Annotated in this window: 24 protein-coding genes; 9 read left to right on the forward strand and 15 right to left on the reverse strand. The window is 36.0% G+C overall.

The window, feature by feature from the left end:
* Positions 1–167 precede the first annotated feature (167 nt).
* From ACQKNI_RS07875 to ACQKNI_RS07895, 5 genes are all read right to left on the reverse strand, one after another.
* Positions 168–581: a CoA-binding protein gene (locus ACQKNI_RS07875; RefSeq protein ID WP_000151390.1), complete on the reverse strand. Its 414-nt coding sequence runs from the start codon at positions 579–581 to the stop codon at positions 168–170.
* Between the two features lie 113 nt (positions 582–694).
* On the reverse strand, positions 695–1936 hold the full coding sequence (locus tag ACQKNI_RS07880; RefSeq protein WP_088233201.1) for a S1C family serine protease: 1242 nt from the start codon (positions 1934–1936) through the stop codon (positions 695–697).
* A gap of 203 nt (positions 1937–2139) precedes the next feature.
* The gene (locus ACQKNI_RS07885) at positions 2140–2817 is read right to left on the reverse strand and encodes a response regulator transcription factor (protein ID WP_001044683.1); all 678 of its coding nucleotides are present in this window, start codon (positions 2815–2817) and stop codon (positions 2140–2142) included.
* A 15-nt stretch (positions 2818–2832) separates the two neighbouring features.
* Positions 2833–3285, reverse strand: a complete 453-nt coding sequence (gene nrdG, locus ACQKNI_RS07890) for an anaerobic ribonucleoside-triphosphate reductase activating protein (protein ID WP_088233200.1) — start codon at positions 3283–3285, stop codon at positions 2833–2835.
* Positions 3282–5138, reverse strand: a complete 1857-nt coding sequence (locus ACQKNI_RS07895; RefSeq protein WP_088233199.1) for an anaerobic ribonucleoside triphosphate reductase — start codon at positions 5136–5138, stop codon at positions 3282–3284. Before ACQKNI_RS07895 ends, nrdG begins: the two co-directional genes overlap by 4 nt.
* 225 nt (positions 5139–5363) lie before the next feature.
* Here ACQKNI_RS07895 and plsY point away from each other — a divergent pair, with 225 nt between their 5' ends.
* Together plsY and ACQKNI_RS07905 are read left to right on the forward strand one after the other, a co-directional pair.
* On the forward strand, positions 5364–5960 hold the full coding sequence (gene plsY / locus ACQKNI_RS07900) for a glycerol-3-phosphate 1-O-acyltransferase PlsY (RefSeq protein WP_088233198.1): 597 nt from the start codon (positions 5364–5366) through the stop codon (positions 5958–5960).
* A gap of 108 nt (positions 5961–6068) precedes the next feature.
* A complete protein-coding gene (locus ACQKNI_RS07905) occupies positions 6069–6359 on the forward strand; it encodes a HesB/YadR/YfhF family protein (RefSeq protein ID WP_427282302.1) in 291 nt (96 codons plus the stop codon).
* A gap of 26 nt (positions 6360–6385) precedes the next feature.
* On the opposite strand, the gene ACQKNI_RS07910 is transcribed toward ACQKNI_RS07905, so the two are convergent.
* Positions 6386–6805 carry an acyl-CoA thioesterase gene (locus ACQKNI_RS07910; RefSeq protein ID WP_427282303.1) on the reverse strand — a complete coding sequence of 140 codons (420 nt, stop codon included), beginning with the start codon at positions 6803–6805 and terminating at the stop codon, positions 6386–6388.
* 109 nt (positions 6806–6914) lie between these two features.
* Here ACQKNI_RS07910 and ACQKNI_RS07915 point away from each other — a divergent pair, with 109 nt between their 5' ends.
* On the forward strand, positions 6915–8207 hold the full coding sequence (locus tag ACQKNI_RS07915) for a glycosyl hydrolase family 18 protein (RefSeq protein ID WP_427282304.1): 1293 nt from the start codon (positions 6915–6917) through the stop codon (positions 8205–8207).
* 29 nt (positions 8208–8236) lie between these two features.
* Here the strand turns inward: ACQKNI_RS07915 and tlp are convergent, their stop codons facing one another.
* The 3 genes from tlp to ACQKNI_RS07930 all read right to left on the reverse strand — a co-directional run bounded on the left by tlp (position 8237) and on the right by ACQKNI_RS07930 (position 8851).
* Positions 8237–8434, reverse strand: a complete 198-nt coding sequence (tlp, locus tag ACQKNI_RS07920) for a small acid-soluble spore protein Tlp (protein WP_001133508.1) — start codon at positions 8432–8434, stop codon at positions 8237–8239.
* Between the two features lie 95 nt (positions 8435–8529).
* Positions 8530–8664 carry an acid-soluble spore protein SspN gene (gene sspN / locus ACQKNI_RS07925; RefSeq protein WP_000527988.1) on the reverse strand — a complete coding sequence of 45 codons (135 nt, stop codon included), beginning with the start codon at positions 8662–8664 and terminating at the stop codon, positions 8530–8532.
* A 43-nt stretch (positions 8665–8707) separates the two neighbouring features.
* On the reverse strand, positions 8708–8851 hold the full coding sequence (locus ACQKNI_RS07930) for an FbpB family small basic protein (protein WP_001254699.1): 144 nt from the start codon (positions 8849–8851) through the stop codon (positions 8708–8710).
* A 606-nt stretch (positions 8852–9457) separates the two neighbouring features.
* On the opposite strand from ACQKNI_RS07930, the gene ACQKNI_RS07935 reads away from it, so the two are divergent.
* A complete protein-coding gene (locus ACQKNI_RS07935; RefSeq protein ID WP_098841446.1) occupies positions 9458–9955 on the forward strand; it encodes a DAPG hydrolase family protein in 498 nt (165 codons plus the stop codon).
* A gap of 162 nt (positions 9956–10117) precedes the next feature.
* On the opposite strand, the gene ACQKNI_RS07940 is transcribed toward ACQKNI_RS07935, so the two are convergent.
* Entirely contained in the window at positions 10118–11065 is a 948-nt protein-coding gene (locus tag ACQKNI_RS07940; RefSeq protein WP_088233248.1) for a 3'-5' exonuclease, read from the reverse strand.
* Between the two features lie 116 nt (positions 11066–11181).
* The gene (locus ACQKNI_RS07945) at positions 11182–11757 is read right to left on the reverse strand and encodes a redoxin domain-containing protein (protein WP_098357671.1); all 576 of its coding nucleotides are present in this window, start codon (positions 11755–11757) and stop codon (positions 11182–11184) included.
* Positions 11758–12210: 453 nt separating this feature from the next.
* Here ACQKNI_RS07945 and ACQKNI_RS07950 point away from each other — a divergent pair, with 453 nt between their 5' ends.
* The gene (locus tag ACQKNI_RS07950; protein ID WP_088233246.1) at positions 12211–13566 is read left to right on the forward strand and encodes an RNA-guided endonuclease TnpB family protein; all 1356 of its coding nucleotides are present in this window, start codon (positions 12211–12213) and stop codon (positions 13564–13566) included.
* Between the two features lie 393 nt (positions 13567–13959).
* Positions 13960–14217 (forward strand): hypothetical protein, encoded by a 258-nt coding sequence (locus ACQKNI_RS07955; protein WP_088233245.1) that lies wholly within the window; start codon positions 13960–13962, stop codon positions 14215–14217.
* A 38-nt stretch (positions 14218–14255) separates the two neighbouring features.
* Here ACQKNI_RS07955 and ACQKNI_RS07960 read toward each other — a convergent pair whose 3' ends face one another.
* Both ACQKNI_RS07960 and acnA read right to left on the reverse strand, forming a co-directional pair.
* A complete protein-coding gene (locus ACQKNI_RS07960; protein WP_088233244.1) occupies positions 14256–15890 on the reverse strand; it encodes an ABC transporter ATP-binding protein in 1635 nt (544 codons plus the stop codon).
* A gap of 115 nt (positions 15891–16005) precedes the next feature.
* Entirely contained in the window at positions 16006–18729 is a 2724-nt protein-coding gene (gene acnA, locus ACQKNI_RS07965) for an aconitate hydratase AcnA (RefSeq protein ID WP_427282305.1), read from the reverse strand.
* 291 nt (positions 18730–19020) lie between these two features.
* On the opposite strand from acnA, the gene sspO reads away from it, so the two are divergent.
* Entirely contained in the window at positions 19021–19170 is a 150-nt protein-coding gene (gene sspO / locus ACQKNI_RS07970; RefSeq protein ID WP_088233242.1) for a small acid-soluble spore protein O, read from the forward strand.
* Positions 19171–19211: 41 nt separating this feature from the next.
* On the opposite strand, the gene pdaB is transcribed toward sspO, so the two are convergent.
* Both pdaB and ACQKNI_RS07980 read right to left on the reverse strand, forming a co-directional pair.
* The gene (pdaB, locus tag ACQKNI_RS07975; protein ID WP_098252601.1) at positions 19212–19937 is read right to left on the reverse strand and encodes a polysaccharide deacetylase family sporulation protein PdaB; all 726 of its coding nucleotides are present in this window, start codon (positions 19935–19937) and stop codon (positions 19212–19214) included.
* Positions 19938–19983: 46 nt separating this feature from the next.
* Entirely contained in the window at positions 19984–20247 is a 264-nt protein-coding gene (locus tag ACQKNI_RS07980) for a hypothetical protein (RefSeq protein WP_088233240.1), read from the reverse strand.
* A 121-nt stretch (positions 20248–20368) separates the two neighbouring features.
* Between ACQKNI_RS07980 and ACQKNI_RS07985 the strand changes: the two genes are divergently transcribed.
* Positions 20369–20491, forward strand: a complete 123-nt coding sequence (locus ACQKNI_RS07985; RefSeq protein WP_000517651.1) for a small acid-soluble spore protein P — start codon at positions 20369–20371, stop codon at positions 20489–20491.
* 124 nt (positions 20492–20615) lie between these two features.
* Positions 20616–20996, forward strand: a complete 381-nt coding sequence (locus ACQKNI_RS07990; protein WP_140417539.1) for an Hsp20/alpha crystallin family protein — start codon at positions 20616–20618, stop codon at positions 20994–20996.
* Positions 20997–21013: the final 17 nt, after the last annotated feature.

Genomic DNA, 21013 nt, shown 5'->3' on the forward strand with positions numbered 1-21013 from the left:
ACATTCCAAACCTTTATTATGATCCAAATGATCAATATCCAAAATGGGATAACAAGTAACAATCCCCAAAAACAGCCTTTAAAAAATCTCATGATGAACACCTCGTCCATCGGCCCTCCTTATCTATAACGGGGGCTGAATCAATCTTTCTATCTTTAAAATCCACACTATTTTGTCATCGCATGTTCTACTTTAATACAACGATCCATTATTACAGTATAATCTTTTTCTTTTAAAAGTTTATATGTATCTTCATCTTGTACTCCTAATTGTGCCCAAAAAACATCTGCATCAATCTCTACAAACTCTTTTGCAACGTCCATTAAAAACTCTGAGCGACGAAATACATTTACAATGTCAACGTGTTCTTTAATATCTTTTAGTGAAGAAACCGCCTTTTCTCCAAGCACCTCATCTACTGTTGGATTCACTGGAATAATGCGGTATCCAGCATCTTGCATTGCTTTTGAAACCATGTACGATGTACGTTCTGGCTTATCTGATAATCCAACAACCGCAATTGTTTTGCTTTTCTTTAATACTTCACCAATTTCCGTACGAGTTGGGTTTTCAATTGTCATAATTAATCCCTCCTATTCCTTTAGTATAGCCGATAAAGAAAGTCTCTTTCAACATGAAAGAGACTTTCTTTTATCCGCTATTTACGGACAACCTTACTAATTAAGGTTTTATCTTATTGATTCTTTGTAGCTGAATTATCTGCTAATGTAGCCGATTTCGTCATTTTTTGACCGTTACGGTAGAATGTCACATCTACTTTCTCGCCTACTTTTTTCTTTTCATATAAATATTTACGGAACTGAAGTGAATTTTCTACTTTTTGATCATCTAATGCCACTACAATATCATATTGCTCTAAACCAGCTTTTTCTGCCGGTGATACTGGATAAACTTTACCTAATACAACACCATTTGTTACTTCTTTTGGTACTTTTAATTGGTTTAATGCATAAGCTTGCACATCTTCTAATGAAACAACACCTACACCAAGAGCTGGGCGTTTCACTACACCATCTTTTTCAAGCGATTCAATAACTGGTTTTGCAACGTTAATTGGAATGGCAAATCCAATTCCCTCAACTTCTTGTTGAGCAATCTTACTTGAGTTAATTCCAATTAATTCACCGTTTTGGTTAAACAATGCACCACCACTATTACCAGGGTTAATTGCTGCATCTGTTTGAATAACTTGAGCTTGCCAGTCTGGACGTTGGTCTCCATCAATGTCTACTGGAATTTCACGTTCTTTACTACTGATGATACCTTCCGTTACACTACCATCAAATCCTAACGGGTTACCAATTGCAATTGCTTTTTCACCAGCACGAAGTTTACTGGAATCACCTAAAGTTGCAACTTTATTAACTGCAGATCCATCAATCTCTACAACTGCTAAGTCTAACCAAGGATCCTTACCAACTAATTTTGCATCAACTTGCTTGCCGTCGCTCATTTTTACCGCAAGTTTATTCGCCCCATCCACTACGTGGTTATTCGTTACAATATATGCTTTATTTCCTTCTTTTTTATAAATAACACCTGATCCTGTACCAGCTGTTTGCTCTTGTTCTGTCGGTTGCATTGCAAATGGATCAACAACCTTTTGCATATTAATTACACCAACTACAACATCCTTTGCACCTTCAACCATACCTGGTAAATCAGTTTCACCCTTAACTTTATTAACAACAGGAGCTACAGTACCCTCCACTTGTTGATTAGAATTGAATGACGAAACTGCCGCTCCATTATTTTGCATCCACGGCATGTAAGGTGCTGCAAAACTAATCGATACCGCCCCGACTACAGCTCCCACTAAACCTGTGAAAAAATATCCTTTTTTACTGCCTGATTTTTTCAATTCTCTCGTTTCACTATGCTCTTCATTCAAATTTGGTCCGTCGTAATATCCCATGTTTTATTTCCCCTCTCTGGTGAATTCGTATTTTCAGTATAGCCACGTTTTGTGTCCTTCTTGTGAACTCATCGTGAAATCCAATTAAAAAAATACTCCTATCTACCATAGTAGACAATAAAAGTATTTTTGTACATTCTACCTACAAAGGAGAATATAAATTTGCTATATTTTCAAGCTAAAGTACATAGTAACCTTTATGATCATTCTTCGAACTTGTAACCCACTCGAATAACAGTACCGATATGCTTCGCTTTATCTCCCAGCTTATTTCGTAGTTTTTTAATATGTGTATCAACCGTTCTATCATCGCCATAGTAGTCATATCCCCATAACTGATCTAATAAATGTTGACGTGACAATACAATTCCTTTGTTCTCCATTAAATAAACAAGAAGTTCAAATTCTTTATGTGTCAATATTATTTCTTCTCCATCTACTAAAACAGTTCTAGATAGTCGATTCACTTCTATTCCAGCTAAAGACATAGCATTTTCTTCTGCTACTCCTACCACGCCATCTGCACGTTTCAATAACGTCTTCGCGCGAGCTACTAACACTTTCGGACTAAAAGGCTTTGTCACATACTCATCTGCGCCTAATTCAAAACCTAGCAATGTATCGTCTTCATCCGAACGTGCTGTCAACATAATAATTGGTACCGCTGACTCTTTTCTAATTCGTCTACAAACAGACCATCCATCTATTTCTGGTAACATAATATCTAACATAATTAAATCAATTTCATGCTCTGCAAATAATTCTAACGCTTTTTTCCCGTCTTCTGCTTCGATTACTTCAAAACCTTCATTACGAAAATAATCACTAACAATTTCACGTAATCTTCTTTCATCTTCAACTAGCAATACTGTTTTATTCATATAAATCCCGCCTTTTTACTCTTTCAATCGAATAATACGTTGATTGGAGCTTCCGCGAAATGGAAGTGCTAAATCTCTTTTCTCGATTTCAAATCTTCCATCGACCAAAACATCCCCATAATGTAACAACTCTATCATATCATTATTTTGAGAACTCTGTATCTCTTCTAACGTATAACCTGTATACATCCATAAATTTTTCTTCAAATTTTTCACGGCTTGTGCTACTTTTTTCACTTCAGCAGCTTGAAAAAATGGATCTCCACCTGAAAATGTTACATCAGTTAATGGATTACTTTCAATCTCTTTCACAATTTCTTCTACTGTCATTTCAGTTCCATTACAAATATTCCACGATTTCGGATTATGGCATCCGAAACAACGATGCGGACAGCCCGCAAAAAACACGACTGTCCGCAACCCTTCTCCATCTACTACACTATCATGAATAATGTTCATAACTTTCATTTATGCTTCACCCGATCCATCTCTTCACTACGTTTCGCACTATTCCACTTCGACATATCTCCTACAAGATAGCCAGTTATTCGGCGAATTCTTTCTATATTGGCCTCATCTTCATTTCCGCAGCTTGGACATTCATTTCCAATGACTCCGTGATACTTGCAGCACTTACAACGATCAACTGGATGATTAATTGAGCCGTATCCGACGCCATTCTCGGCCATTGCTTGCACAATTTGCTTTAACGCCTTTTTGTTATGCATAGCTGCCCCGTCTAGTTCAATATACGTAATATGTCCTCCATTGCATAGAGCATGGAAAGGTCCTTCTAAACGAATTTTATTTATCGCTTGAATGTTATAATATACTGGAATATGGAATGAATTCGTATAATAATTATGATTTGTTATACCGCCAATTACCCCAAATTCTTCTCTATCCTTTTTCACAAACTTACCTGATAACCCTTCAGCAGGAGTTGCAATTACTGAGAAATTCAGCTCGTGTTCTTCTGTCGCCTTATCCATTCTCTCCCTCATAAAGGAAATGATTTCATACCCAAGTTTCCATGACTCTTCATCTTCTCCATGATGCTTTCCTGTTAAAGCTACTAAACATTCTGCAAGACCAATAAAACCAATACTTAACGTCCCTTGCTTCAAAATCGGTGCTACCGAATCTTCGGGCTGTAACGTTTCTCCACCACGCCATACGCCTTGTGAATATAAAAATCGAAAATCTCTCGCTCGCTTCGTACATTGATACGCGAATCTCTCTAATAGTTGCTTAATTCCTAAATCTAAGTAATAATTTAACGCTTCAAAAAACGCTTCTTTTGAACCACTAATTAACGCTAATTTCACTAAATTAATAGACGTAAATGATAAATTCCCTCTTCCAATCGCTGTTTCTTCTCCATGTATGTTAGACATAACACGGGTACGACATCCCATGTAACATACTTCACTTTCAGGTCGCCCGTCATAATGCACTGCATTAAACGGAGCATCTAAAAATGAAAAGTTAGGGAATAACCGCTCTGCAGTTGTCTCTAATGCTAATTCAAACAAATCATAGTTTGGATCACACTCTTCAAAATTCACACCTTTTTTCATCTTAAAAATTTGAATTGGAAAAATCGGTGTTTCTCCTTTACCGAGGCCAGCTTGTGTTGCTTTTAAAAGTTGCTTAATTAAAAGTCGTCCCTCTTTCGATGTGTCTGTTCCGTAATTAATAGAAATAAACGGTACTTGCCCCCCGCCCCTACTATGCATACTATTTGAATTATGAACAAAAGCCTCACACGCCTGATACGTATCATTCTCTGTTTCTTTCCATGCAAATTCCTCTATTTGTTCTTTCGTAAGCGGATATGACTGTAATCGATTTTTATGTCTCTCTACTGTTTTTCTTACATACGGAGCTAAATCAATATCAAAGAGTGCAAACGATTGACCACCGTGTTGCATATTTTGATTCGCTTGAAAAATAATAGAAGAAAGAGCCAATGCACTTTTAATGTCTTGCGGTTGTCTCATATGTCCATGTCCAGTATGAAAGCCGTTAGCAAGCATATGCGCTAGCGGAATTTGCGAACAAGTCGTCGTTCCTGTCGCATAGAAATCTAAATCATGTGGATATAATATATTTTGATTTATCGCTTTTTTTACTTGATCTGACAATAAATTTTTAACTGCATAATATTTTGCACTCTCAGATGCGAACGTTCCCATTACTCCCATTGGAGAGCGGCCATCTACATTTGCATTTTCTTGCATTAAGTCTTGCTCATTACCGTGGACAATCGTCTCAAATACTTTCATTAATTCTTCTCCACGTACATTTTGTTGTAACATTTATAACCCTCCACCAATATGTTGTTGTCTTTTGATTAAAATGTTACTACATATAGTCTTACTGTTTCTGTGAGAAATGTAACATTCCTGTGAAATTTTTTTCACGAATTAATGAATTTTTCATTTATAAAAAAGAAATGTGCTCTTTACAAATGTATGGTACAATATACGGGAAAAACTCTTTTTACCCTTTATCAACACATTTGAATAAAGGAGACTGAACTTATGATTACTACATATCTTTTATTTATCGTTGCCTACTTACTTGGATCGATTCCATTTGCACTAGTCGTTGGAAAAATTGGCTATGGAATCGACATTCGTGAGCACGGAAGCGGTAATTTGGGCGGAACAAATACATTCCGCACATTAGGGAAAAAAGCAGGTTTTACCGTTACAATTGCTGACATTTTAAAAGGTACATTAGCAACAGCCCTACCGATGATTTTCGGATTAGATATTCACCCACTATGGTTCGGATTAGCAGCTGTTCTTGGACATGTATATCCGATTTTCGCGAAATTCCGCGGTGGTAAAGCAGTTGCAACTTCTGCTGGGGTGCTATTATGCTACTCACCAGTTGTTTTCGCAATATTAGCTGTTGTATTTTTCACCCTTTTATTTACAACGAGATACGTATCACTTTCTTCTATGGTAACAGCTGTCGTTGCTGTTATCGCATCCATTGTTAGCGGGGATAAAATCTTCATTATTGCGATGTGTTTATTAGCAGGTATGGTTATTTATAAACACCGTGCAAATATCGGACGAATTATAAATAAAACTGAACCAAAAGCAAACTTTTCAAAAAAGCAAAAATAAGATCGTAACCCACATAACGCAAAAAGAAAACGTGAAGCATATTAATAGCGTCTTTTTGCGTTATTTTTTATACTAAAGAAAAAGCAACATAATTTGGAGGAACTACACATGAATCTTTCCGTAACAAAAGAAGCAGCACAATGGTATAAAAACGAATTAAACTTACAATCAGGTGAAACACTACGCTTTTTCGTACAATACGGTGGTTGCAGTACTGTGCAAAAAGGACTTTCTTTAGGTATTCGTAAAGATGATCCTGCTCACCCTGCTGTTCAAATTCAAGAAGAAGATATTAACTTCTTTATTGAAGGTGATGATGAGTGGTTCTTCGATGGACATAATTTATCTGTTACACTTAACGACGGCGATGATTTCCCGCAATTTAATTATGAAAAATAAAAAAACGTGGCTGCTGCCACGCTTTTTTATTTTTTCTTAATTTCCTCATATTTCGCATACCACTCAGGATATAACTTTTTAAACGATACAGGACGGAAGCCTTCTTTTTTCGCACAAATATTCGTTGTACTTGCAGTAATACAAAGTTCACCATCACCGTTATAAATTTCATATCCGTATACAACGCGGAGCGGGCTCACGCTATCGACCCACGTTTTTACGATTGCTTTTTCTCCATAACGCATCGCTTTACGGTATGAAATTTGCAAATCTAACACAGGAGAAATAATTCCCCCTTTCTCCATTTCAACATATGAAAATCCTAAGTCTTGTATAAGTTTCGTGCGACCTAGTTCTAGCCACACCAAATAATTTGAATGGTAAACAACACCCATTTGATCTGTTTCCGCATAACGGATTTCCACTTCATGTTCTGCTACAAACATATGTATTCGCCTTCTTTCACTTCTGCTACTTTGCATACATTTAATCATAATACAGTGACATCAAAAATAAAATAGAAACAGTGAATCTTTTCCTGAAAGGAGCAAGCATATGATTCAAATTGTAACTGTCCGTAGTGGTGATAGTGTATATAGCTTGGCATCAAAATATGGCTCAACACCTGACGAAATAGTAAAAGACAATGGACTAAATCCAGCTGAAACACTTGTTGTTGGTCAGGCACTTATCGTGAATACGAAAGGGAATAATTATTATGTACAGCCTGGCGATAGCCTATATCGAATTTCTCAAACATATAATGTTCCCCTCGCTAGTTTAGCTAAAGTTAATAATCTATCTTTAAAATCCATTCTCCATGTCGGACAACAATTATATGTGCCAAAAGGAACAAAACGAGCAGTAGAATCCATTGCTTATTTACAACCTTCAACTATACCCATAAAAGAAAGTTTAGTTAATTCTACACGTGCCATTAATCCATTTTTAACATACTTAGCCTACTTCAGTTTTGAGGCAAAGAGAGATGGTACATTAAAAGAACCAACTGAAACAGCTAAAATCGCCAATATTGCAACGCAAGGCAATACCATCCCTATGCTTGTAATTACAAATATTGAAAATGGAAATTTCAGTACCGATCTAACATCGGTTCTTTTACGCGACGCAACGATTCAAAATAAATTTATCACTAACATTTTGCAAACAGCTGAAAAGTACGGGATGCGCGACATTCATTTCGATTTCGAAAATGTGGCACCTGAAGACCGCGAGGCGTATAATCGCTTTTTACGAAATGTGAAAACACGTTTACCTAACGGATACACACTCAGTACAACACTTGTACCAAAAACGAGTTCCAATCAAAAAGGAAAATTCTTTGAAGCTCATGACTATAAAGCCCAAGGTCAAATTGTTGATTTCGTTGTCATTATGACATATGACTGGGGTTGGCAAGGCGGACCACCGATGGCTATTTCTCCTATAGGCCCAGTGAAAGAAGTACTTCAATATGCAAAATCTCAAATGCCACCACAAAAAATTATGATGGGGCAAAATTTATATGGGTTCGATTGGAAACTTCCATTTAAACAAGGTAATCCGCCAGCAAAAGCTGTTAGTTCTGTCGCAGCCGTCGCATTAGCACGTAAGTACAATGTTCCTATCCGTTATGATTTTACAGCTCAAGCTCCTCATTTTAATTACTTTGACGAAAACGGCGTACAACACGAAGTTTGGTTTGAAGATTCACGGTCCGTGCAAAGTAAATTTAATTTAATGAAAGAACAAGGTATAGGCGGCATTAGCTACTGGAAGATTGGTCTACCATTCCCACAAAATTGGCGCTTACTCGTCGAAAACTTTACGATTACAAAAAAGGGCTGACTTTTGTCAGCCCTTTTTTGTACATTCTATTAAGATTCATCTTTTATTTCACTTTTTAATGAATCAATACTTTCTAAACGTCTTTGATTTTTCGCTTCAATGGCAGCACGATCTTTTTCATTAGAAAGTTCCGCTGTTTCTTTTGCTTCATTAAAATTATCAATCGTATTTTGTACCATTTCTTGTAATTTTTCAGCGTTGTCATTTCGATTATCTGGATTCGGCATGTACTTCCCTCCTAATTCTTTATACATACCATCTTAAATTGCCTATGTTCCTTCAAATTTATACAAAAAAGGAGAATGCAACATTCTCCTTTTCTTTAACCGTTATCTACAATCGGTTGTTTGCCAGTTTGGTCTTGCATTTGCTTCCCTTTATTGCCGCCAGCTTTTTTCGATTGTGTTCCAATTTGATTTGGTGCAAAGTCTTTTGAATTCTTTTTCGGATTACCCATTACTATCGCCTCCTTAACACTAGTATCGTACCAGTGTTAAGAATTATTCAGCTTGCTTAAAAAGTTTCATTTCATAACGTTTTTCAATACGTTCTTCAATGCGATCGATTGCATCGCGATCGCTTAATAATTGTTGTTTATTTTCATTTACAAGTTCTTCAAACGATTTACGGCGACTTCTTCTCATGCTGCTCACCCTCTCTCCTTCGCTTTCTTATTACATAGTATGAGCAAAGGAAAAACTCTTTAATCAGATTTGCAAGAAAATTTTATGTTTTAATACTCCTAAAAAAACTCCATGTACAATAAATTGCAACACTCACAAAATCTGGACACATACCAAAACACCTAAACCATCCGCTGCAATTCACTTAGTACTTTTGACATATTTTCAAAGTATATTTTTCATATACATTGTTAAAAAGATAAATTTAATCGATCCGTTACCATTTCGTCCATATCTTAATTCGAAAAATATTTTGACTTCCGAGCAAATGTCCCTCGATTACTATTGGCTCTAATTGTAATATCCTTTACCGTATGCAATCCATTCCTTTTTCATATATTAAGTTAGTTCGTGCATTACGTATTGCTTCGTTAATACGAGCTATACGTAAATTAGTGTATTCTTTTCCTAATTTTTACCTCATAAATTTTTTAGACATATTTTTATAAAGTGTTCAAAATACAACAGATCGGCTATTTCTGTTTATTGAACACATGAAATATACAAACTATAATAACAAATATAAATAACCAACACTATGTTGATTAAAAAATAGGAGGCACTAAAATGAAAAACCAAGTATCAATAGTAGTTGAACATGAATTGAATAACGTAACACCAGAAATGATTGACTGGTGGTGGGATAATATTGATAACTCTGAACGATATAAACTATGGCACCCAGAAGAACATGTTGATTTTAAATGGTTAGTTGATCCTAAAGTACATGGGCATGTGGGAGCCATATCAGCTTCAATTGAATCTGCTGGGGATGGACTAGAATTTCCGCTAAGAATTAGATGGGAAGATCCTAAAGATTGTCCTATAAATACACATTACAGCCACGTTTTAATGGGTTCATGTTTAGATGATAATGACAATGTAATTTCACAAGTAATACACCAATATGAAAAATCCGATAACGGTACAGTAATGACTTCTACATTCATTTTCCCGAAAGGATTACCACCATTTATTAATCTAAGTGGTTTATATAAACACAACGTAGAAGAAATGAGTGAGTTCAGTAATTTTTTACCAGAACTTTTCAAAGAAAATTTGTAAGATAAATAAACAAATTTTCTTTTAATAAGTGACTAACTAGAAAACAAATTAGCCCCCATCATTTTAGATATGACTAAAACGATGGGGGCTTTCAATATCAAACCAATCACAATACTTCTTCTCAGTAATGTACTCTGCTCTTCAAAATAGCACACTGAGTTTTTATACCATAACGTTTAAATACTCTTTTAATTTCTCTTCTGCATTCACTTCACTTTCTTTATAATCACGCAGCGATTGCAGTACGAAATCATACTGTTCTAAAATATAACTTTCTAATTTCAGGACATCCTCTAAGCTATTAAGCATAATTCTCGTATTACCAACTTCACTTTTTAACGCCGGTTCACATGCTAAACTCGCACATATTTCTTTCACATCATCTTCTAATATCTCTGTTAATATGTATTTCTTTCGCCCTTTTACTTTTACTCTCATAACTGGATAAAAAGCTTTTATATCTAAATAACTTCCTACATTCATGCAACGAACCCATTCGATATCACGTTTATTTCGTACAAGCATCTTTTTTACTGCTTCATATACTGCTGTTTCATCAAGTACTTCCGTATCCGATTTCCTGTTTGTTTCTTCTTCAATAGATGCACATTTTTGATAAACAGCTGCACACGTAATACAGTCATCAAATGCATTATGAGAACTTAGACGAATTCCAAGCATTCGTTTTAACGTTTCAAGTTTATGATTAGGCGCATGCTTCATATATTTCTTCGCTAAGAATACCGTATCAATCACTTTATTTTCAGGCTCAGGTAATCCAAGCATATTTACATTACTTTTCAAAAAGCGCATATCAAAAGAAGCGTTATGGGCCACAATAACATCTGTATGTAAAAATGCTAAAAATAAAGGTAACACTTCTTCAATCGTCGGTGCATCTGAAACACGATAATTTGTAATACCTGTTAAACTCGTTATTCGGTCCGGAATTGGACGCTCTGGATTCACATAAGAAACAAATTGATCTACTAATTCATGATTACGATATTTCACTGCTGCTACTTGAATAATTTTATCATTATAAGGGTTAAATCCTGTTGTTTCAAAGTCAATTACAACATAATCTAACGGTAAGGATACATTCCCCACTCCATACCACTCCTTTATCTATTAACGGATATATTTCTTACATCATATCATGAAGTTATCACCACTTAAAAAAGAAAAGGCAGAAATGGCTACTTTCCACTTCTACCTTTTCACCGTTACTTTAATCTCGCAATTCGTTTTTCCATCTCTTTTTGCGTCATCGGTCCAATGAACTTATCTTGAATGACACCTTTCGTATCTATAAAATACGAAGTTGGAATCGTAATTACTTTATACGCTGTTGTCACATCAATGTTCTTGTCCAATAAAATAGGAAAAGTAATTCCTTTTTCCTTCGCAAAATTGCTTACCTTTTCTTCGCCCCCACCTTTTTCTGAAGGCGTATAGTTTATTGCTAGAATTTCTACGTTTTCTTTATGTTCTTTATAGAAAGCCTCCATATCAGGCATTTCTTGCTGACAAGGCCCACACCACGTTGCCCAAAAGTTTAAAATCACTTTCTTTCCTTTTAAATCTGATAACTTTACATTCGTTCCATCTAACTTAGTCAATTCAAAATCTGGTGCAACCTTCCCTATTTCAATACCGTTCCTTGCAATCATCTCTTTCATAACAGCTTCACTTTTTTCTTGCTTTTCTTGTACCGCCTGCTCTTTTTTTCCAAACTGTTCATAAGCTGCATATCCAGCTAAACAAAGTAATACGACAATAATCGTAAGCTTCCGCCACATTTTATATCACCCTAACGTATTTATCTTCTTTTAACATATTCATGAAAATACTATATACCTTATTTTAGCTTATACGGACGAGCTTGGAAATATTCACAGTCTAAAAAATCGGAATATTCTTATTTGAAGTGCAATTCCTTCCTTTTTATCCTTTTCGGCAAGAAGACTCCATCTGATTTGTGTTACGGGTGAAGCCCAACAATTCAGGTGGAGATGAATCGCCGTCAGCAGGTAGACGAAAAAATTTTGTTTCTTTTGTCTTACGATATAATCTGCCCTATATAAGGAGGGAATGGATTGTAAGACAACGAAATTGAATAATGATCATCATTCGGCTACTTGAGCCAAAAGAATTACGATGAAGAACATGTTCGCATTTTGTTCCATTTCGTTCCCAATATTGATTTGTCAAAAATAATTTTAATGAATGCTCTAAGAAAGGTGGTGAAAACAATGGCTAGAAAGAAAGCGGTAAAAGTATTACGTAAACAAAAGAAAAGAGAAACCATACAACAATTCACGCAGAAACAGAATATCGGACGAGCTTGCCTCACAGCTAAAGAATTTCGTTTACTTAAGTGCATGTCACATAGTTCAAAAGCATTGCGAAATGTTGGATTGTACACCATTAAACAAAGTTATTTGAACGATAATAAAATGGCTACTGTAAAGGAAGTAGATACTGCCATGCAAGCCGATATGAACTACTGGGGTATTCAATCAAACTCTGTTCAAGCGATTCGTAGAGCCCTATTTACAGAAGTGAAGAGCTTTTTTAAAGCGTTGGATCAGTGGAAGAAAAAACCTGAAACCTTCACAGGACGTCCTAAGTTTCCAAATTACTCTCGTTCCACTGACAAACGAATTATTGAAATCTATCAAGTTCCAAAAGTGGATGAGAACGGGTATTGGATCATTCCGATGAATGTGGCATTCAGAAAAAAATTTGGTTCTATTAGAATACGTATGCCTAAAAACTTAAGAAATAAAAAAATCTCCTACATTGAGATTGTACCGAAGCAAAAAGGTCGGTTCTTTGAAGTGCATTACACATATGAAATGCACGTTTCTCAAATGAAGAAACAACCCACGACTACGAGTAACGCTTTAGGTTGCGATTTAGGTGTAGATAGATTAGTAAGTTGCGTGACCAATACAGGTGATGCCTTCTTAATCGATGGAAAAAAATCGAAATCCATAAATCGATACTTTAACAAAATGATATGTAACCTCCAGCAGAAAAATGTGGGAAATGGACTTTCAAAACGAATTGTAACGAACAAAATCGCTGCACTTTGGCATAAACGAGAACGACAAATAAACGGTTACATTGCACAAACGGTAGGCCTATTGTTCAAAAAAGTAAAAGAATTCGATATAGGTACGATTGTTGTAGGGTATAACGCTGGTTGGAAACAAAAATCTCATATGGGGAAAAAGAATAATCAAACATTTGTGCAAATCCCGTTCCATAAACTGATAGCAGCAATTGAGAATAAATGTGTAAAAGAAGGCATCCGATTTTTGAAACAAGAAGAAAGTTATACTTCAAAAGCTAGTTTTCTTGATAAAGATCCGGTTCCAGTTTGGTCTAAGGGTGATAGGACTCAGTATCGCTTTAGTGGCAAACGAATCACGCGTGGACTGTACCAAAGTAAATCAGGGAAATGTATTCACGCTGATATTAACGGTGCATTGAATACATTGCAAAAATCAAGAGTTGTACAATTGGATGACAATCTCAAAGTGAAAACGCCGATTCTATTAGAAGTGCAAAAACGTAAGGCTGTTGCTTCGCGCATAGCTTAGTGGGTGTGTCAACCATCCATGTGTACTCGACTTGTCGGGGCTTGTAGCACACGCCGGATTCATCTGAGTGGTGGCTTCTTCCACAAGGAAGAACTGCTCTTTTTCGAAAGGGTGGTGCAAGTGGGAAAACGATCGTTCGTTGCCAGTACCAACCAAAAACACACTTGGGGTGTTACCATAAGGTGGCATGAAGGCTAGAGCGTCAAACTGTCTAGCGATAGACCGAAAAGACCTAGTGTTCTAACTCAAGCCTCCACTGAAACGCTTCGTCTCAGTGGGGGGAATTGACCATATAATTAGAAAAAACAAATGAAGTGTTACTCATTTTCTTCTGGACCTATTCACCTTTTTACTTTCATAGTTATATAAACTTCAACAAAAGGGGGATTGTGTATGAATTCATTCGAAAAAATAACATTATATATTCTTAGTTTTCTTTTATACCCCATCGGTATTATTACATGGATCATTTCACTCTTTAGTAAAGACCTTGAAAAAAAGAAAGTAGGACGTATTTGTCTTTACATCTCTCTAGTCTCATTTGTCCTTTTCTTAATCCTTGGAATTGCAACTTTCCTTATGACTGCTACTTTTAACGTAGATCTAAATCATTCAGAATCTATCGAATATCAAATAAATGACGTTGAATAAAGATAAGGGCACCGCTCTTATCTTTATTCACATCTCTTTCAAAATGAATGACTATTTATTAATTTTTCAGGACTTCCACATGCAACAATACTTCCTTCTCTCATTATGACAACACGATCCGCTAGTATCACTTTCTCTACATCATGTGTTGCAATAATTCTCGTTACATCTCTTCCTAGTCCTTCAATCATATTCCAAACGTTTTCTTGATTACTCGGATCTAACCCCGCAGTCGGTTCATCTAAAATAATAAGATTCGGATTTGAACCAATTGCTCGTAATAATGCAAGGCGTTTTCTTTCTCCTCCCGAAAACTCTTCTCCACTTTTATGTAGTACAGTTTGAATCCCCTTAGGTAAATCTCTAATTATCGACTTCATATTTATAAGTTCAATATTTTTTTCTAACTCGTTTTCTAAATACTCATCCCCGAAATATATATTCTCTTTTACTGTCGTCCGAAAAAAACGAGGTTCCTGCCCTACTGTAGTCATTCGAGCCTCTTTACCGTAATAAACAACGCTACCGTTAGATGGTTTATACAAACCTGTCATTAATTTTAAAAGCGTTGTTTTTCCTGCACCACTTTCTCCTACAATCATAATGAGTTCACCTGGATTAACTTGCAAATCAATGTTTTTTATCCTACATTTCTCTTCATCACTCTCCTGAAATGAAACATTTGTTACCGTCATCCCCATCGCTCTTTCTCGATTACATTCTGCCACTCGTTTATCTAAAAAGGAAAAAACTCTACTTGCCGAAGCGACTGCCACTTGTGTCATCATTAATAAATCACCCACGTAACGGACTGGGAAAAAGAGCATCTCTATTGTAGCTAACACTGCAACAAGTGAACCAACTTCCATTTCCCCTTTCATTATTTTTTGCGCTCCTATAACGAGAACAACGATATATGCACCCGTTTCAATCATTGTTCCAATTACTCCAATGCAGTGTTGTATCATCGTCTTCTTTACTTCTGTTTCATAAGATTGTGCCGTTACTCCTTTAAATAAGCGAATGGCCCATTTTTCTTTTTGCAAACTACGTAAATCTTGTATACCTTTTACAAACTGTGACATCATCTCTACAACACTTGATTGATTCTTTTGAGCAATGCTTGCAATATTTCTTACCTTTTCCCCCATGAACATCGGAACAATTGCACTTAAAAATAAAAACGGAGTTACCCACAAGATAAACTGTGTATCTATATGTTGCAGTGCTATAATTGCACCAATAAATTGTGCGATTGCATGTATATATTCTATTAATATAGATCCATATAATCTAATCCAATTCGGGATATCGGATACGACTAAAGTTTCTAACTCTCCCTGCTTGATTTTCTCACTCTCTTCAAATGGTAATAGAAAAAAATGACGCAATACATCTATACGCTTCATTCGTAATATTCGCTGACTCGCTTTTGAACTTATATAATCAAATAAAAGATTGTTTATCCACATCATAAAGCGGCTACCAGCAAACAATGCAATATACAAATAGGCACCTTTAAACTCCCGTTGAATAAGGTTATCTACAATTAATCCCATGAAAATTGGGCGCGATAAGTTTAAAATAGCAGCTATAATCCCACTACATATGGCTGACACTACTAATATTTTCTCTTGTCGTAACGGTAACAATATTCTTTTATATTCTTTCATTCTATTCCCTCCATTTTTTAGTAAAAAGAAAGGGATGAAACCAATTGGTTTCATCCCTTTGCATAAAATAAGGAAGCTAACATATGTCAGCTTCCTTATCATTCATTTCAATTATTTAGTTTGACACTTTAGACTCTTCGATTTTCTCACGAAGAACCATTTGCAGGATACCACCGTGACGGTAGTAGTCAATTTCAACTTCACTATCGAAACGAGCTACTACTTCAAATTGTTTTTCGTTGCCATCTGCATCAGTTGCAACTACTTTTACAAGATCACGTGGTCTAACTGTTTTGTCAATTTGAATTTCAAATGACTCGTTACCAACAAGACCTAATGTTTCAGCGCTTTCACCATCTTTAAATTGAAGTGGTAATACGCCCATTAATACTAAGTTACTGCGGTGAATACGCTCGAAGCTTTCCGCGATTACTGCTTTAATACCTAATAAGTTTGTACCTTTCGCAGCCCAGTCACGAGAACTTCCCATACCGTAGTCTTTACCAGCAACAACTAGAAGGCCTGTGCCATCTTCTTTATATTTCATAGCAGCATCATAGATTGATGTTACTTCACCAGTTGGCCAATATGTTGTATATCCGCCTTCTGTTCCTGGTGCGATTTGGTTTTTAATACGGATGTTCGCGAATGTACCACGCATCATAACTTCATGGTTACCACGACGAGAACCGTAAGAGTTGAAGTCAACTGGTTGTACGCCGTTCTCTAATAAGTAGCGTCCAGCTGGTGTGTGCTTACCGATTGAACCTGCTGGTGAAATATGGTCTGTCGTTACAGAGTCACCAAATTTACCAACTACGCGTAAACCTGATAATGTTTCAACTTCACCTGGCTCTTTAGATAATCCTTCAAAGAACGGTGGGTTTTGAATGTATGTTGAATCATTATCCCAAGTATATAAAGCTTCATTTGAAGTTTGGATTTCATTCCAACGCTCATTGCTGTTAAATACTTGTGCATATTCTTTCTTGAACAGTTCAGATGTAACAACGCTTTGAACTACATCTTCAATTTCTTTAGCTGATGGCCAAATATCGTTGAAGTAAACAGCATTGCCATTTGCATCTTTACCGATTTCATCATTTTTCAGGTCAATATCCACAGTACCTGCAAGTGCATATGCCACAACAAGTGGTGGTGATGCTAAGTAGTTCGCTTTTACAAGCGGGTGAATACGTCCTTCAAAGTTACGGTTACCAGATAAAACAGATGTTACTAGTAAGTCGTTTGCTGCGATTGTTTCTTCAAGTTCGTCTGCTAATGGACCAGAGTTACCAATACAAGTTGTACAGCCATAACCAACTGTTTGGAAACCTAATTGATCTAAATATGTTGTCAAACCTGATTTATCTAAGTATTCAGTAACAACTTTAGATCCTGGTGCTAATGATGTTTTTACGTACTCAGGTACTACAAGTCCTTTTTCAATTGCTTTCTTCGCAACTAGACCTGCTCCAATTAATACGTATGGGTTTGATGTATTTGTACAGCTTGTAATTGCAGCGATTGCAATTGCACCTGTTTTCATCGTTACTTCTTTATCTTCTAATGTAACCTTCACTTCTTTATCGAACTCTTGCTCATTAAATCCAAGTCCTTGTGTTCCAACTGGCGCTAAAACAGCTTTGTGGAACGCATCTTTCATATCTGAAAGTGGAATTAAATCTTGTGGGCGTTTCGGTCCAGAAAGGTTAGATTCGATTGTATTTAAATCAATTTCAACAAGATCAGTGTAAATTGGATCTTTGCTGTCTACTGTATAGAATAAACCGTTCGCTTTACAGTATTCTTCAACAACGCGAATTTGCTCTTCATCTCTACCTGTTAAACGTAAATATTCTAATGAAATGTCGTCGATTGGGAAGAATCCACAAGTTGCGCCGTATTCTGGTGCCATATTTGAAATTGTTGCACGGTCAGCTAAAGGCATGCTCTTTAGTCCATTACCGAAGAACTCAACGAATTTACCAACTACACCTTTTTGACGTAATACTTGTGTTACTTTTAATGCAACGTCAGTTGCTGTAGTACCACTTGGAAGTGTACCTGTTAATTTCACACCGATTACTTCAGGTACTGGGAAGTATGAAGGCTGTCCAAGCATTCCTGCTTCTGCTTCAATACCACCAACGCCCCATCCAAGAACGCCGATACCGTTAATCATTGTTGTATGTGAGTCTGTTCCAACTAATGAATCTGGGTATGCAACTAAGTCACCTTCAGCATTTTTCACTGCGTGAACAACTGGTGCTAAATATTCAAGGTTTACTTGGTGTACAATACCTGTAGCTGGTGGAACTGCACGGTAGTTATCAAATGATTTTTGTGCCCAGCTTAAAAATTTATAACGTTCTTCATTACGTTTAAACTCTAAGTCCATGTTGAATGCAAGCGAGTCTGCTGTACCCGCTCTATCAACCTGTACAGAGTGGTCAATTACAAGGTCTACAGTAATTTCAGGATTAATTTTATCAGGATCCCCGCCCATGTCTGCCATTGCTTTACGAAGCGAAGCCAAATCAACAACAGCTGGAACACCAGTGAAATCTTGTAAAATTACACGAGATGGTTTAAATGGAACATCGATATCTTGAACATCTTTCGTTCCCCACTTCGCTAAATTTGTAACATGTTCTTCTGTAATTACGCGTCCATCTACTTGACGAAGTACAGATTCAAGTAAAACTTTCACGGAATATGGTAATTGAGATACGTTGCCAACCCCTGCGTTTTCAAGCGCTTTTAATTGATAATAATGATACGTTTTTCCATCTACTTCGAAAGTTGCACGTGATTGAAATGGATTATGTTTGACCATTATGTTTCCCCCCTGTTAAACGTGACTAAGTTGTCTGAATATAAAATGTAGACAAACTTTTCAATACCTTACGATAATATCTTATTACAACTTTCTAAATAAGTAAATAATAAGAAACTTATAGATTATCATAAGTTTTCTTTATCTTTCTAAATTTGAATAGTGTTCATGCTCCTTATGAATACTATTACCGTAAAGTAAAGTACTCTTTCAGTGCTTCATTTTACGTTCATATATGCTATGAACTGTTCATCATTCAACCTACAAAAATTATTATAGAGGTGAAATCAAATGGGTAAACGAAAAGCAAATCATGTTATTTCAGGAATGAATTCTGCTTCTGCACAAGGACAAGGTGCGGGTTTTAGCGAAGAATTTGCAAACGAACCTTTAACTCCTGCAGAGCGACAAAATAATAAGAAACGTAAAAAGAATCAGTAATGAAAAATCCCAAAAGGTACGCCTGCCTTTTGGGATTTTTTCTAATGTTTATAGCGCAGCAATTCCGAAACCTTAACAAATCGATATCCTTGCTTTTTAAGCTCTGGCAAAATTTTTGCTAATGCCTCAACGGTTTGACTACGATTACTTCCTCCATCGTGTAACAGCACAATATCTCCACTTTTAGCATTTTTCAGGACATGATTTACAATGGATTCAACTCCTGGGTTTGCCCAATCACGAGGGTCTTGGTGCCATGACCATAGAACAATTTGATACCCAGCTTCTTTAGCTGTTGTAAATACGGCATCATTAATATATCCGCCTGGTGGACGGAATAATAAAGGTTCTTTCACCCATTTTTCAAAATACTTCTTTCCATTTAAAATATCATTTTTTAATTTCTCATCTGATGAGTTACTTGCGTACAAATGATCCATCGTATGATTTCCAATTTCATGTCCTTCTTTTAATACCCGCTTTACTAAATATGGATTACGCTGAACTCGAAATCCAATCATAAAAAAAGTCGCTTCTGCTTTGTATTGACGTAATAAATCTAATATTTGCGGTGTATACGTTGCATCTGGTCCGTCATCAAACGTAATCGCGATAACCTTCTCATTATTAGGTACTTCCCACGTTACATAACCAGTTGGCTCTAACTCTTTTCTTAACAACATTTTAGCTTCCACTTTGTCCACTTGAAATATATGTACTGCACAAATTAAAGAAAAAATTAATAGAATGATTTTTCGTTTCCGCATAGTAACACTAAAAGTAATGAGGTTGTTGGATACACAACAACCTCATTTACTTTTCTAATTGATCCACATTTCGCATAATATTTTGGAGATTATTTTCGTATTGCTCAAGTTGTGGACGTTGTGTTTCCGAAGCTACTTCAAGTGCATTTTGAATTTGTTCATACGCTTGTTGAACCTCTTGACGTAACTCTTTTAAATCATGACCGTAGTTTGGATCATTTTTCACAATATTGTTGAATGAATTTTCTGCTTGTGTAACCCCTTGCTGCGCTGCTTGAAAAGCTTGTTGTTTATCTTTATGATATGGCATTATACTTTCCCCTTTCTGTAATAGTTAGTCCCATTTATCTTTACCCTTTTTTCTAAAAACATTCTCGTATAAATTCGTAAACTTCTCTCATTCTAAAGAGAAAGAGGAGGTGTCACATACAATGGGAAAAAACAATCGTGAATCTAAAGAAAAAAAAGGACAACCTGAACCATTAAGCGGATCTCATAAAGTAAAAAATCGCAACCATTCACGCCAAAAAAACCATGCACATCATGATATGTAAAACAAAGGGCTCACACTAACTACTTTTGTCACATACACTGTTTATATTTTTCCATTTATTCTTCACCCCTACTTCATTCATGCATAACATAGTATGAATTGAGATTTTACGGAGGGTGTCTTACATGGGCAAGAAAAAGAAGATTTGTCTTTTTCATGTTGATGGTTTTGAAGAATGGATGGATCAATTTTGTTCTGATTCTTGTAGTAACTTTAGTTTCCCAAATCAAATTCATATTGACCTTTGCGAAACTGAACAAGAGTACATTTTGGAAACAGATGTACCAAATGTATCTGAACGAAATGTAGTCATTAAAAAGATGGAGACAGGCCTACACATTTGCATACTTCATAAAAACACTTCTTTGCAGCGGACCATTCCTTTACCTGCAAATATCATTTATAAGAAGATGCTAGCCTGCTCAGAGAATGGATTTTTAGCCATTCATATTTCCAAAAATGAAATTGCTAATAAGCATGAAAAGAAAGTTCTTTTTTCAAATTAAGAGTTAAAATAAATACA

Origin of the sequence: Bacillus sp. NPDC094064 (genome assembly GCF_050279585.1) — a bacterium.
In the GTDB taxonomy this organism is placed as follows: domain Bacteria; phylum Bacillota; class Bacilli; order Bacillales; family Bacillaceae_G; genus Bacillus_A.

What these genes read in the sequence shown, in the direction of transcription:
- pdaB (WP_098252601.1), bottom strand. Translation starts at nt 19,937, where the DNA reads ATGCGGAAACGAAAAATCATTCTATTAATTTTTTCTTTAATTTGTGCA.
- ACQKNI_RS07905 (WP_427282302.1), top strand. Translation starts at nt 6,069, where the DNA reads ATGAATCTTTCCGTAACAAAAGAAGCAGCACAATGGTATAAAAACGAA.
- nrdG (WP_088233200.1), bottom strand. Translation starts at nt 3,285, where the DNA reads ATGAAAGTTATGAACATTATTCATGATAGTGTAGTAGATGGAGAAGGG.
- ACQKNI_RS07955 (WP_088233245.1), top strand. Translation starts at nt 13,960, where the DNA reads ATGAATTCATTCGAAAAAATAACATTATATATTCTTAGTTTTCTTTTA.
- ACQKNI_RS07880 (WP_088233201.1), bottom strand. Translation starts at nt 1,936, where the DNA reads ATGGGATATTACGACGGACCAAATTTGAATGAAGAGCATAGTGAAACG.
- ACQKNI_RS07960 (WP_088233244.1), bottom strand. Translation starts at nt 15,890, where the DNA reads ATGAAAGAATATAAAAGAATATTGTTACCGTTACGACAAGAGAAAATA.
- ACQKNI_RS07980 (WP_088233240.1), bottom strand. Translation starts at nt 20,247, where the DNA reads ATGCCATATCATAAAGATAAACAACAAGCTTTTCAAGCAGCGCAGCAA.
- ACQKNI_RS07910 (WP_427282303.1), bottom strand. Translation starts at nt 6,805, where the DNA reads ATGTTTGTAGCAGAACATGAAGTGGAAATCCGTTATGCGGAAACAGAT.
- ACQKNI_RS07990 (WP_140417539.1), top strand. Translation starts at nt 20,616, where the DNA reads ATGGGCAAGAAAAAGAAGATTTGTCTTTTTCATGTTGATGGTTTTGAA.
- acnA (WP_427282305.1), bottom strand. Translation starts at nt 18,729, where the DNA reads ATGGTCAAACATAATCCATTTCAATCACGTGCAACTTTCGAAGTAGAT.
- ACQKNI_RS07950 (WP_088233246.1), top strand. Translation starts at nt 12,211, where the DNA reads ATGGCTAGAAAGAAAGCGGTAAAAGTATTACGTAAACAAAAGAAAAGA.
- plsY (WP_088233198.1), top strand. Translation starts at nt 5,364, where the DNA reads ATGATTACTACATATCTTTTATTTATCGTTGCCTACTTACTTGGATCG.
- ACQKNI_RS07945 (WP_098357671.1), bottom strand. Translation starts at nt 11,757, where the DNA reads ATGTGGCGGAAGCTTACGATTATTGTCGTATTACTTTGTTTAGCTGGA.
- ACQKNI_RS07875 (WP_000151390.1), bottom strand. Translation starts at nt 581, where the DNA reads ATGACAATTGAAAACCCAACTCGTACGGAAATTGGTGAAGTATTAAAG.
- tlp (WP_001133508.1), bottom strand. Translation starts at nt 8,434, where the DNA reads ATGCCGAATCCAGATAATCGAAATGACAACGCTGAAAAATTACAAGAA.
- ACQKNI_RS07935 (WP_098841446.1), top strand. Translation starts at nt 9,458, where the DNA reads ATGAAAAACCAAGTATCAATAGTAGTTGAACATGAATTGAATAACGTA.
- sspO (WP_088233242.1), top strand. Translation starts at nt 19,021, where the DNA reads ATGGGTAAACGAAAAGCAAATCATGTTATTTCAGGAATGAATTCTGCT.
- ACQKNI_RS07915 (WP_427282304.1), top strand. Translation starts at nt 6,915, where the DNA reads ATGATTCAAATTGTAACTGTCCGTAGTGGTGATAGTGTATATAGCTTG.
- ACQKNI_RS07985 (WP_000517651.1), top strand. Translation starts at nt 20,369, where the DNA reads ATGGGAAAAAACAATCGTGAATCTAAAGAAAAAAAAGGACAACCTGAA.
- ACQKNI_RS07885 (WP_001044683.1), bottom strand. Translation starts at nt 2,817, where the DNA reads ATGAATAAAACAGTATTGCTAGTTGAAGATGAAAGAAGATTACGTGAA.
- ACQKNI_RS07930 (WP_001254699.1), bottom strand. Translation starts at nt 8,851, where the DNA reads ATGAGAAGAAGTCGCCGTAAATCGTTTGAAGAACTTGTAAATGAAAAT.
- sspN (WP_000527988.1), bottom strand. Translation starts at nt 8,664, where the DNA reads ATGGGTAATCCGAAAAAGAATTCAAAAGACTTTGCACCAAATCAAATT.
- ACQKNI_RS07895 (WP_088233199.1), bottom strand. Translation starts at nt 5,138, where the DNA reads ATGTTACAACAAAATGTACGTGGAGAAGAATTAATGAAAGTATTTGAG.